Source organism: Pedobacter sp. T50_32 (genome assembly GCF_057652195.1).
Genome location: NZ_JBYFBY010000007.1, coordinates 163,527 through 175,871, shown reverse-complemented (window position 1 = coordinate 175,871; position 12,345 = coordinate 163,527). Strand labels below are relative to the sequence as shown.

Sequence of the window (12,345 nt, the reverse complement as noted above, 5' to 3'; positions counted from 1 at the left end):
ACGATAACGAATGCACCATTGGCTGCTGGCGGAACCTACAGTGTTACGGTAACGACCAACGGCTGTACAAGTGCTGCAGGATCGGTAGCGGTAGTGGTGAACATTGCGCCATCGGCAAACAATGATAACCTGACCGTTGGTTACAATGCGAACGCCACTGTGGTGGACGTGCTCGCCAACGATGTGGCAAATAATGCTGGGGAGAGCTTGGCGATAGTTTCAGTCAGCCAGCCGACAACCGGTGGGACGGTGACATTGTCAACGGGAGTCGTGCGTTTTACGCCGGCAACAGGGTTTTCGGGGACCACCAGTTTTACCTATACAATTTCGGGTAGCAACTGCGGTACGGCTACGGCAACTGTAAATGTGACGGTAAATCCAGATGTGATGCCTGTAAGGCTGATAGATTTTACGGTGAAAGCTGAACGCGGTATGGCCAGGTTGGATTGGTCTACGGCTTCGGAAAAGGATAATGAGCGATTTGAGCTTTACCGTGCGGGAGAGGATGGCAAATCATTTGTTAGATTGGCATCGGTAAAGGGAAATGGTACGGTAGCGACTAGGAGCGACTATCGCTACCTTGACCGTCTACCGCTAGCCGGTATCAACTATTACCGTCTGGTGCAGGTTGATGTCGATGGAAAGGCCGTGGAACTGCGAACGTTAAGCTTAAATTTGAACTTGGACGTCCATCAGGTTACACTGCATCCGAATCCGGCAAGGGATTGGGTGACGTTCAGTTTCCCGGCGGGTGCAACCAGTCTAGAATTGATAGACGTGAACGGCAAGGTGCTCCAGAGCCAGTCCCTGAAAAGGACTGATACTTCGGTTACCCTGTCCATTGGCCATCTGCCATCGGGGAGTTATGTTGTCCGTTTAAGGACGTCGACCGGTGTGGTTACCAAAAAAGTATTGAAAAACTAGCTGTTTTAGCGGAATAGATAGGGCCCGTATGTGTTGAACATACGGGCCCCTTTTTATGGTAGCTCTAGTCAATGTATCTGTTTTAGGTTTAGGAAAAAGGCGGGAGGACTGGTAGATGGAGCAACCAGATCTCGTGCCAAACTTAGGCGAGCGGGATCCACTACTTTTTGGTTTCTATACATGGTTCCAAGCAGCCGTATACCTGAGGAAGAGTTCGGGCTCTGGCAAGAATGGATAACGGTTGTTAATGAGACGTGCTTTTTCGCTGATGCCATCGATAAGATGATCCGTTTATTGGAGAGCCAGAGATGGACTGGGGCCGAAGATGGTTAAGGTATCAGAATATTTGATATAGGTGCCAACTTTACGTTTGCCGAAGATTAGATAAGCCTGATGGCTGTCTAACATAGTACAAAAGCACGTTGTTCGGTCTGAGCGCGAAAGTATCAAAGACATCCAATATATCGGAATTATATAGTTCCAACACCCAGGCAATGGCCGGACAAACAAATGGTACTTTGAACTAAATTTGAAAATCAATCTTTTTGAAATTAAGACTGGTTAGATCCAAGTAAATTATATCCCCATTTCGAACTCCAAGTGGGGATATTTTTTAGTCGAATTTGTCAGCGTCTATATTGAAGATGCCGCTCTTGATCGCAAATAATACTAGGCCGGCAACATTCTTGCAGCCTGTTTTTACCAGCAGGTTCTGTCGATGTCCTTCTACTGTTCTCGGGCTTATGAAAAGTATTTCACTGATCTCAACTGTGCCCATGTCCTTACAAATCAAAGTGAGGATTTGTAGCTCACGATCGGTAAGATGTAAGTTGATTTCCTCTAGATGCTGGATGGTACGATTTCGGCGCTGAGAAGAGATCTGTATAGCCTCGATCACCTGCCTGCTCACAAAGAAACCATTTTCGTGAACTTTCCTGATAGTTTCCAAAAGTTCTTTACTGCCACAATTTTTTTCCAAATAGGCACTTGCACCACTTTGGATCATCTTTGCAATGAGTGCTGTCTGGTTATGGACAGAAAGGATAATGACTTTAATATCCGGGTGGGTCGCGAGTAGCTGTCTAGTAAGCTCCATTCCGTTCATCTCCGGCATGTCCATATCGACAAGGGCAATATCGGGATAAATAGAGGTGTTTTGTAGAGCAGCTAGCAATTCAACACCATTAGCATGATCCATTAGCACTTCCAATTGCGGATCCCTAGAAATCAGGTTCCTCAAACCCTCTCTAAATAAAGTCTGATCATCAGTTATAGATAGGTAAATGGGCTCAGTGTTATGTTGCATAGGGGATAGTTATATTAATCGTAAATCCATTTTCTTGTGCTGGAATATTTACATTCCCATCTATTGCCATGATCCTGCTGGCAATATTTTTCATTCCCATACCTAGCGTGCTAGCTTGAAATGGCAGTCCACGACCATTATCTTGATAGCTGATCAACATTTGGTTTTGTTGGTGTTGAACATGAAGAATTACAGTATCAGCTCCAGCATGTTTGATCGTATTGGCAATTAGTTCCTGTACGCATCGGTAAATTGCTAGGCCGGCTGAAGGTGTGATAAGTTCAAATATTCCTTCCTGTTGTTTGATCAAGTCGATTCGAAGATTGCCAGACGAATTAACCTGATCAATGATTTCAAGTAAAGCCTCCTCCAATCCACACAATTCGAGGATTGTGGGGGAAAGCTGATGCGATATTGATCTTACATCATTGACTATTGTTGAAATCAGCTGTTTGCCGGATAGGTATCGCATATGAAGCTGATCTTCCAATTCTTGTGCTTCCATTAGGCTTTCCATGACCAACCTCAAGCGAGATAGTGCGGTGCCCACGTTATCATGCAGGTCCTGTCCAATTCTCTTACGTTCTTGCTCCTGGGATTGTATGGTCACCTGAATAAGGCTTTTTTGATAAGCTATCTCTTGTTCCTGTTGCGCCAAACGTTCCGAAGTAAGCCTTCCCTGATAGCGAAAGTATAAAAAAATCATGACTAACACTATGGAGAGGGAGAAGATCATAGCAGCTATAACTACTGTTCCAATTTCCATTTTGTTACGGATTGAATTAAAAAGATTGTTATTGTTGTATAAAGGAACGCTGCAACAAAGATTGCATGGGCCAACCAGGCATAACGATAGCTAGCTGGATGTTGTGCCACATATTCATGGAAGATAAAAAGGAACAGCCCACCTGAAAAATAACAGATTACTCCACTGATGATCCAAAATAGTCCCTTCTGACTATCGATGCTGTTCCGACTGCCAAGCGAGTTAAAGAACCAATGCAGACCAAATACGATGAGCAGAAGACTGCCAATCGATCTTGGATAAGAATTATAGGTAAGGATAGATTGAATAAAAATAACGTTAATAACCCCGAATACAAGAAATAATATCGATATGACCATCAAGGTAGATTGCAAGTTTTTGCTTTTACTTAAACTAGCAAAGAAAAGCGTCAAAACTACAAATTCGACGATTGTAAAAATATGAAAAACGGGCATGTTGTTGATGTTATTTCTCCCTAATACGACAGCCACTAAACTTGCGATCGCGGAGAGAAAGAGGTACCAGACAACAAGCTTACCTGAAATTTGCAATCGGCTATAGTTCCTCAATCCGATTACTAGAGGAACTAGAACGAAAAGAGGAACCACATAGGCCATCAAGAATTTAATCACCATTCAATTCGCTCTCGGGATCACAAAGATACGGACACGGATAAGTGAGGTCAAAGATCGCACTCTCCTCCTCTTCGTTGGAGAATTCACCTTTTGGGTAAGCAAGAATGTCCTTATTGTCTTTATCAACAGGTACCAGTACGATCTTTATGCTCGAAATATCATCTTCCTTACTTAGGCTAAGGTAAGCCCTAACTCCAGTCAGTCCCTCAACTGGAAATTTAGCTAAGTTAATAATGTCGGAAAACGGTATGGTAAAGGCTTTAAGGACGTCTTCATAGGGTACACCCTGCTGGGCTGCCCATTTACGCCAACTACGTGTCCATTGTTTGGCTTCGGCCAAAGGGATTACATTTTTTTCATCTGGTTTTACGAAAAGTTTCTGCTCCATATTATGTCATTTAGATTTTTTCTAATCTAATAAAAAAAAGATTTCTGATCATGCTTTTTTTGAAACTACTTAAAAATTGTGAATCTGAAAGAGGCACTTGACGCTTTAAAGCACGGAAACATTAGTCACATATTTGACAGGGTCCGGAGCATAAAAAGCCGGCGTTGTATTTAATCTTCTTAATTTTACATCAACTGGCTATAGGCCATATCAAAGTTTCAGGGTATGTCATCAAATAAGATGATTATTAAGATGATCTCAGGACTGCGTGTAAAAAAAGAGCTCAAGAATATTCTGACTTATTTGATTTTAATAACTAGCTATGGCTGTCCAAAGTGCTGCTATACTTAGCGAGGAGCAATTTATAGAAGTAAAGTACAGTGCTACTGGGCCGAGATAAGGTCAGGATCAATATAGCCGAGTCTGAAATAAATTGTCTGGTAGGATAATTTTCCAAATAAATTTGAGGTACAAGTATTTTTTTAGGTATGAATACCGATGATCTTATCAATATTTGCTATTGATAACGCTCTCAACTCATTTACTTTCTTGTTTCATATTCTAATTAAAAGTTAAATATGTAGCAGTACTTGAAAATTAAGAGAAGGCAATAACAAAAGACATCCATTTTGGCATGTCTTCGTTGTTTACCTAAATCAGGCATCTCTAAATTTGACTACACTTCATTTTGTTTTGGGGAAAATGAAAACACGTAAACCTACGTGTACTATTAGCATTTTTATAGACTAAATTCGCTTTTGAGGATCTTGGAGATACCGAGGTAAAAATAATTTGAAGCATATTCACATGATACAGCGATCCCTTCAGATACTTACGGAACAGTTAAATGATTATCTTAATAGATCGTTTGGACTTCGTGAGGATATAGTTTTCCTTTCTCCGATCAAGGATGAGCAAAATGTATTTCCTGCTAATCGTATCAGTATTATGCTGGTGGGTTTGGGCCGGGAAACCGCTGGAGGTGTCAGTTTTGTACAGAGACCGTTGCTAGGCCAACAATTTAAGCAAATGGCGCCGACATGGCAGCTCCATCTGAATTTTCTTGTAACCGCCGTTTTTCAGGATAAGCAATATGAGGAATCTCTGAGGTTATTGGATGGTGTGCTATCTTTCATGCAAAAAAATCCTATGGTATGTTCAACGGATCGTTCCACAGAATTTGCAGTAGATACAGTTAATCTTTCAGTACAAGAGATGGCAAATCTTTGGGGGATCTGTGGCGGTAGTTATTATCCCTCTATGATGTTTAGGCTGAGGTCTATCAATTTAGATGGTGCGGAGGTACGCCGTGTGGATCCAGCGCTTTCCGATAAAGAGTTAAGTGCAGAACTTAAAACCGATCACGATTGATCACGAACTTATGGACAGTTACAACATTTGGATTACTATAGAAGTAGATCACCGGTATTTTTCTAAGTCAGGAACGAGTGTTACCCTCGCTCCGACATCAGAGACACAGCTACTGATGTCCAAGTTGGATCTGCTCTTTCGGCCGATAAGTAGCAACTGTTGGTTGTTGTTGTCTCGCATAGGTGGACCATTGCCAGGAAAAACAGAAGAGGAAATGTTGCTCAGCTTTTTGATAAGAAACATAGATCCCGACTTCTATCATTACACAGAGGACCAAGTTGATTTAGATCCTAAAAATGAGTGTGAATTGGTACATGTTGGAAAAAGTGGCATATGGAAACAACTAGATATTGCGCTTACCAAAGAAAATATAACTGGGCAAAAGAAAATTGTCCTGACCGTACAGAACAAAAGAAAGTTTATGGAATTTATCATTGTACCAAGGACAGGCTCTAAGGACCGCTTGAGATTGAAGGAAGATCGGGGGAAATTGGCTTTTGAATTTTCGGAGGTTTCGTTTACTTCGGCAGATGAAAAAGCTTACAGGTTTCTTTCAGACAAGCCTTTACCAGTTAGTGAGGTGTATCCATATCGGCTGAGCTTATGGAAACAATTGGACGGTGAAGAAATTCTGTTGAGTAATTGCATTCCTTTTCCGGAGGTTTCATCAATCTCTTACCTGGATGCAAAAAATACCATAACCACCTATTTTTATTTATAATCTAAATCTATAATCATTATGTGTGCAATGAAAACCCCAGGGGTGTACATCGTTGAAAAAAACGCTTTCCCTAATTCCGTTGTAGAAGTGGCTACTGCAGTACCAGCATTTATCGGCTACACGGAAAAAGCTGTTAATGGAACCAGTTCACTTACTGCTGTTCCATGGAAGATCAATTCCCTAACTGAATATGAAGTTTATTTCGGCGCTGGACCAAAATTTCTTTTTGAGTTTGGACCAACTGAAGACAATTCGAAGTCCTTTATTGGCGTGGAACCTGAAGCTGCTTATCAGGCAGCGGTGAAAAGTTCGGCTACTGCTGGGCTTAGTGCTGCACTTGCAATATGGCTTGGTGCAGAAACTAATTTGGGCAAGGCTGATAGCGAGGATAAAAAAAAGGAACTTGCTCCGATAAATAAGGAAGCTGCGAAAGCGGCCGCAAAATCTGCCAATGAATATCTAGAAGTTGTTGGAAACTTATTGGACACTTTGGCAGTTGCCTCCCTAAAAGATGCGGACTATAGTGGTATAACCACAGCAGTAGAGACGGTTAAAAAAGGATTAGCACAGATTGAAAAGGCGGATGCTGCCTATAATGTAGGTGCGTTGAAAACAGATACAGACGCGTTGATCAAAGCGTTGGCCGCATTTACCGTTCCTAAGGGGCAGGAAGTACAATATTATAACATTAACCGCTCAGACAAATTCAGCCTTTATCAAAATCTAAAACTATTTTATGCCAATGGTGGTGGAGCATGTTACATTGTGTCTGTTGGAGATTATAAAGAAGACCTAGACAGAGATGTGCTGATTAGAGCTGTGGATACGCTACTTAAAGAACAAGAACCTACCATCGTAGTAGTGCCGGAAGCGGTAAATCTCCAACAACAAGAGTGTTACGATGTACAGAATGCTGTTGCTGCTCATTGCGGATTGATGAAGAACAGAGTGACAATCATGGATGTGTACGACGGTTACAAAGATAGAAAAGATGCAACTGGAGATATTATCAGTACTTTCAGAGAGAAGACCACAACCCCATTTCTAAGTTATGCCTCTACCTACTATCCCTGGTTAAACACATCTATTATTTCCGAAAAGGAGGTTTCTTTTGTAAACATAGATAAGGATGATGTTGATAAATTTAAGTCGATACTTAAATTATACGTGCCTGCTTCTCTCGGTGGATATATTGATAAGATCGGTACTGATTTAGGGACTACAGAACTGGAGACAGTACATAAGGTATTATATAATCAGAGTCCGCTTTATGCTGCAATTACCAAAGAAATGCTACGCCAGCTTAACTTGATGCCTACCGCATCGGCCATGGCAGGAATCTATTCGCTGGTAGACCATACCAAAGAGGTTTGGAAAGCACCTGCAAACATAGGTTTGTCGAATGTAATTAGCACGGCGGTAAACATCTCTCAGATCGAGCAAGATGACTTGAATGTACCTCTTGATGGCAAGGCTGTGAATGCGATTCGTTATTTCGTTGGCCAGGGCATTAAGGTTTGGGGAGCTAGAACCTTGGATGGAAATTCCCTAGATTGGAGATACATCAATGTCCGCAGGACAATGATCATGCTGGAGGAAAGTATAAGCATAGCGACAAAAGCTTTCGTCTTTGAACCCAATACTACCAATACCTGGGTAAGTGTTAGAAGTATGATTTCAAATTTTCTGAATGGTATCTGGAAAAGGGGCGGACTAGCTGGTGCAATACCAGAAGATGCTTATAGTGTACACATTGGCCTGGGAGATACCATGACACCAGATGATATATTGGAAGGGATTATGCGTATTACCGTATTGGTGGCTATCGTCAGACCAGCAGAGTTTATCGAGATTACCTTCCAACAACAAATGCAAAAAAGTTAACATAGAATTTTTATCAATTATAAATAACAGCAATCATGGCAGGAGAAAAACAAGACAATATATGGCCATTGCCGAAGTTTTATTTTCAAGTAAAAATAGGTAATGACGAAATCGCTTTCCAGGAAGTATCAGGTCTGGACGTAGAGGCGCAGATTATCGAATATCGTCACGGTAACAGCAAGGAGTTTTCAACGATCAAAATGCCGGGCATTAAAAAGACGGGCAATGTAACCTTAAAAAAGGGTGTGTTTGCCAAAGACAATAAACTGTTCGACTGGTTCTCGAAAATCAATATGAATATCATAGAAAGAAAAACGGTAGTTATCAGTTTGTTGGACGAGAATGGCAAAAATACGATGGTTTGGACTTTGAATAATGCATGGCCTACCAAAGTTACGGGCACCGATATGAAATCCGATGGCAATGAAGTAGCTGTGGAGACTATTGAGATTGCACACGAAGGATTAAAAGTAGAGAACAAGTAACGTTTAGCAGAAGGATATGGCAGATAAATGGGAGTTGCCGGTTGCCTTCTATTTTCAGGTGAACATCGGAAGTCAGGAATATGCCTTTAAAGAGGTCTCCGGATTGGGGACCGAAATGGAGACAGAGGCTATTCAGGAAGGAGGGGTGAACAACTATGTTCACCTTCTTCCTAAAAAAATGAAACACGCTAATCTGATACTCAAAAGAGCATTGTATCCACTTAGCCAAGAGGAGGTAAAATGGATCAAAAATATCTTGGAGGGAAATTTCGAGATGCTGATCAATACCCGACCTATTTTGGTAAAGTTGTTGAATAGCGGCGGAACACCTATTTATAGCTGGTCATGTGAGAACGCCTATCCCGTAAAATGGCAGGTAGAAACGCTAGACTCCGAAAGGAATGTCATATTGATAGAAACGATAGAATTTGCTTATTCACAATTAAGAAGGTTGTAGGTTATGGCTATTGTAATTAAGGAGATTTTGGTAAAGGCCAATGTGGGGTTTGTCCAGGCCACGGGACTATCCGACGAGAAATATATCCGCAAGCTCAAAGCAGAATTAATGGAAGAACTGAAAGCGGAATTGAAGAAAACAATACTAAGAAATGCCAGGAGATAATGGAATTGCAGAAATTACAGATCATAGGTTATGTTAACTCCAGCTATACAACTACCGATCCGAGCAGACAGTTTTCTGCCCAGATCAATCCTTCCCAGTTGAAGGTGAACAAGCAGATTACCTATATGCCCGATAATACCTTGGGCAAGGAGAAGAAGGCTGCACGCTACCGGCATCATGATCCGGCAAACCTAAGTTTTGATCTCGTCTTGGATGATACCGGAGTAATTCCTGGAAAGAAAAAAAAAATACAGGCATTGATAGAGGAGCTTGAAAAAGCGCTCTACAAGACCAATGCTGAAAGCCATGAACCTGGCTACGCCAAAATAGTATGGGGCAGTCTGATCTTTCATGGGAGGATTAAAAGCCTTACTTATGATTATACGCTGTTTCTACCCAATGGTGTACCACTCAGGGTAAAGGTATCGGTAGCTTTTATCGGTCATTTTGATAAGGATACCACAGTAAGGAACTCGCCAGACGTTTCCCGTACGATTACGTTTAAAGCTGGTGATAGACTGCCTACTTTTTGTCAAGAAATCTATAATGATGCCTCCTATTGTGTAGAGGTGGCCCGATTGAACAACCTACACACTTTTAGAAATATAAGGCCAGGAACCAAGATCATGTTCCCCCCTTTAAGCAATTTAAATCAAGATGGGCAATTCTCCAGAAGTAAATAGTGAAGGATTGGTTACCTGTAGTATCTACAGCAACCAAAGCAAAATTAAAGATCATTTTGGCCTAGTGTCTATTTGGGTGCGTAGGGAGGTGAACCGTATTGGGAGGGCACAGTTGGTGCTAGAGGCTGGTGATATGCCCAAACAGGAAGTTCCCGAGAGTGAAGATGAAACTTTTGCAACAGGGAAGCATATTCGTGTAGAGGCTGGTTACAACGGTACTGAGAGTGTCATCTTTGAAGGCGTTGTGGTATCGCATGGATTAGAAATTGGTGGGACCGAGGACTTGCTAATCGTAGAATGTCGGGATTTTGCCTATGCAACTACATTGACCAGAAAGAATAAGATATTTGAAAAGAAGAAAGATAGCGATGCCATCAGCTCGATCCTATCTGGCTATCCAGAACTGACAGTCAGTAAGGTTGGTGCTACGTCAACCGTCTATAATGAATTGGTGCAGTACTACAGTTCTGATTGGGATTTTATCATGTCGAGGGCTGAACTTAATGGACTTTTCGTGATTGTAGATGGTACCGGAATTAGTGTAGATAGTCCTAATTTGGGTGGAGAGCCGGCACTTGTAGTTACTTACGGCAAAGATCTTCTGTCCTTTAGGGGAGGTTTGGATGCCACTGAACAATTGATTGGAGCTGAAGCCCTGGCCTGGGACAGTACCAAGCAGAAACTGGCTACGGCTACCGGTAACAGTAAAATTACCAACAATCAAGGTAACCAATCACCAAGCGATCTTGCAACAGGTATCGGTAAGCGAAAGGCTTTATTGCAAACTACGGTGGTTTCGGAAGAAGCAGTACTAAAAAGCTGGGCTGATGCACAAATACAGAAAACGGCATTGTCACGTATTAGGGGAGAGGTCAGCTTCCAGGGCAATTCCCGTGTTGCTTTGGGTAGATTGATTACGCTAGCTGGATTAGGTAGTCGTTTTAATGGCGAGGCTTATATCGGCTTGGTAGAGCATGAGATAAAGGAAGGTAAATGGGTAAGTACTGCTGGATTAGGTATCGATGCTAGAAGTATCAGTGGAGATGCAGAGGTTGTTGCTCCGCTAGCTTCGGGATTGTTGCCTGGCATACAAGGAATGCACATAGGAAAGGTTGTTGCTATCGAGGGTGATCCTGATAAGGAGAATAAAATCCAGATTAGTCTGCCTATCCTCAACTCAGACAATGATAAGGTTTGGGCAAGGTTGGCAACCCTATGGGCAAGTAATCAGTACGGAGGCTTTTTCATTCCTGACGTGGGAGATGAGGTTGTCGTCGGATTTTTTAACAATGATCCTTGTCATGCAGTAATTCTCGGAAGCCTTTATAGTAGTATGCGGGCTCCATCTAATAAAATAGAAGAAAAGAATAACATCAGGAGCATTGTAACCCGAGCTAAGTTAAAATTAGAATTCGATGAAGAAAAAAAAGTAGTTACTATCCAGACACCGGGAAAAAACAGCATCGAAATTAGTGATGAGGGGAAGAGTATCACCATCTCCGACCAAAATAAAAATACCATAGAAATGAGCGCTTCGGGGATCAAAATAGAATCTGCTGGTAGCTTATCCTTAAAAGCAAAAACCAACATTGAAATTAATGCGGGAACGGGAATAGATATACAGGGAAAAACGGCGATCAACCTGAAAGCAGCCAATATAGAGGCAAAGGCCGATGCTGCCTTTGTGGCAAAGGGCGGAGCGCAGGCAGAACTTTCTGCAGCCGGCCAAACCATGGTTAAGGGAGCAATGGTCATGATTAATTAATTAATAAAAAGAAAGGAGAAATATGCCACCAGCAGCTAGACTAACTGATATGCACGTATGTCCCATGGTTACGCCAGGATTACCCCCAATACCCCATGTAGGTGGGCCTATTTCTGGGCCAGGAGTGCCAATGGTACTTATAGGGAAATTACCAGCGGCCGTAATGGGTGATATGTGTACTTGCGTAGGTCCTCCAGACAGTATTGTCAAAGGATCGGCAACGGTGTTAATTGGAGGAAAGCCAGCAGCGAGAATGGGAGATACCTGTGCACATGGAGGGACAATCGTCTTGGGCTGCGTCAATGTGATCATAGGAGGTTAAAATGAATACTATTACAGAAAAACCATATTTGGGACGGGGTTGGGCCTTTCCCCCCCACTTTATCTTGGGTAATGGAGATTTTCTCGATGATGAGCATCATGGCGCTATTTTGGTCGAGACGGAGGAAGATATCGAACAAAGTCTGAAGATTTTGCTATCTACAATACCAGGAGAACGAATTTTTAGGTTCGATTATGGTTGCGATACGGGGCAATGGGTATTCTCTAAAATGAATACTTCCGAAACCACTATTGTAACCGATAATGTAGAACAGGCAATCTTAATTGGAGAGCCTAGAATTTTATTGGATCGAGTAGAAATCAATTCTATAGACGAACTTACTGGGAGACTGGAGATACAGCTTTATTACGTAGTGAAGGAGACCAATAGTAGGAGAAATATGGTGTATCCTTTTTATTTCAAGGAAGGTACCGATTTGAAGCAGGTAACCTCAAGATAGCTAATTTGTAGGA

At 42.0% G+C, this 12,345-nt stretch carries 15 protein-coding genes; 11 read left to right on the top strand and 4 right to left on the bottom strand.

Features of this window, described 5'->3' with window-relative positions; genetic code table 11:
• The first annotated feature begins 93 nt into the window (after positions 1–93).
• Positions 94–924: an Ig-like domain-containing protein gene (locus AC23ME_RS18770; RefSeq protein WP_487729284.1), complete on the top strand. Its 831-nt coding sequence runs from the start codon at positions 94–96 to the stop codon at positions 922–924.
• 613 nt (positions 925–1,537) lie between these two features.
• Here the strand turns inward: AC23ME_RS18770 and AC23ME_RS18765 are convergent.
• Genes AC23ME_RS18765 through AC23ME_RS18750 form a run of 4 tightly spaced genes read right to left on the bottom strand, consistent with a single transcriptional unit; the run spans position 1,538 to position 4,019 of the window.
• On the bottom strand, positions 1,538–2,230 hold the full coding sequence (locus AC23ME_RS18765) for a response regulator transcription factor (RefSeq protein ID WP_487729281.1): 693 nt from the start codon (positions 2,228–2,230) through the stop codon (positions 1,538–1,540).
• On the bottom strand, positions 2,220–2,996 hold the full coding sequence (locus tag AC23ME_RS18760; protein ID WP_487729280.1) for a sensor histidine kinase: 777 nt from the start codon (positions 2,994–2,996) through the stop codon (positions 2,220–2,222). The genes AC23ME_RS18765 and AC23ME_RS18760 overlap by 11 nt, the downstream gene beginning before the upstream one ends.
• A complete protein-coding gene (locus tag AC23ME_RS18755; RefSeq protein WP_487729279.1) occupies positions 2,978–3,631 on the bottom strand; it encodes a hypothetical protein in 654 nt (217 codons plus the stop codon). The genes AC23ME_RS18760 and AC23ME_RS18755 overlap by 19 nt, the downstream gene beginning before the upstream one ends.
• A complete protein-coding gene (locus AC23ME_RS18750) occupies positions 3,621–4,019 on the bottom strand; it encodes a hypothetical protein (protein WP_487729278.1) in 399 nt (132 codons plus the stop codon). Before AC23ME_RS18750 ends, AC23ME_RS18755 begins: the two co-directional genes overlap by 11 nt.
• Positions 4,020–4,826: 807 nt before the next feature.
• Here AC23ME_RS18750 and AC23ME_RS18745 point away from each other — a divergent pair.
• The 10 genes from AC23ME_RS18745 (at position 4,827) to AC23ME_RS18700 (ending at position 12,332) form a co-directional block, all read left to right on the top strand.
• On the top strand, positions 4,827–5,390 hold the full coding sequence (locus AC23ME_RS18745) for a Pvc16 family protein (protein WP_487729277.1): 564 nt from the start codon (positions 4,827–4,829) through the stop codon (positions 5,388–5,390).
• A gap of 169 nt (positions 5,391–5,559) precedes the next feature.
• Positions 5,560–6,111, top strand: a complete 552-nt coding sequence (locus tag AC23ME_RS18740) for a hypothetical protein (RefSeq protein ID WP_487729276.1) — start codon at positions 5,560–5,562, stop codon at positions 6,109–6,111.
• An 18-nt stretch (positions 6,112–6,129) separates the two neighbouring features.
• Positions 6,130–7,995, top strand: coding sequence for a phage tail sheath family protein (locus tag AC23ME_RS18735; RefSeq protein WP_487729275.1), 1,866 nt, complete (start codon positions 6,130–6,132; stop codon positions 7,993–7,995).
• Between the two features lie 35 nt (positions 7,996–8,030).
• Entirely contained in the window at positions 8,031–8,480 is a 450-nt protein-coding gene (locus AC23ME_RS18730; protein ID WP_487729274.1) for a phage tail protein, read from the top strand.
• 16 nt (positions 8,481–8,496) lie between these two features.
• Positions 8,497–8,937 (top strand): phage tail protein, encoded by a 441-nt coding sequence (locus tag AC23ME_RS18725; protein ID WP_487729273.1) that lies wholly within the window; start codon positions 8,497–8,499, stop codon positions 8,935–8,937.
• Between the two features lie 3 nt (positions 8,938–8,940).
• Complete coding sequence (locus tag AC23ME_RS18720) at positions 8,941–9,102, top strand: hypothetical protein (protein WP_487729272.1); 162 nt, start codon at positions 8,941–8,943, stop codon at positions 9,100–9,102.
• Positions 9,102–9,785 carry a CIS tube protein gene (locus tag AC23ME_RS18715; RefSeq protein ID WP_487729271.1) on the top strand — a complete coding sequence of 228 codons (684 nt, stop codon included), beginning with the start codon at positions 9,102–9,104 and terminating at the stop codon, positions 9,783–9,785. Before AC23ME_RS18720 ends, AC23ME_RS18715 begins: the two co-directional genes overlap by 1 nt.
• Entirely contained in the window at positions 9,760–11,550 is a 1,791-nt protein-coding gene (gene vgrG / locus AC23ME_RS18710) for a type VI secretion system tip protein VgrG (RefSeq protein WP_487729270.1), read from the top strand. The genes AC23ME_RS18715 and vgrG overlap by 26 nt, the downstream gene beginning before the upstream one ends.
• 22 nt (positions 11,551–11,572) lie before the next feature.
• Complete coding sequence (locus tag AC23ME_RS18705) at positions 11,573–11,872, top strand: PAAR domain-containing protein (RefSeq protein WP_487729269.1); 300 nt, start codon at positions 11,573–11,575, stop codon at positions 11,870–11,872.
• 1 nt (position 11,873) lies between these two features.
• Positions 11,874–12,332, top strand: coding sequence for a GPW/gp25 family protein (locus AC23ME_RS18700; protein ID WP_487729268.1), 459 nt, complete (start codon positions 11,874–11,876; stop codon positions 12,330–12,332).
• Positions 12,333–12,345 lie beyond the last annotated feature (13 nt).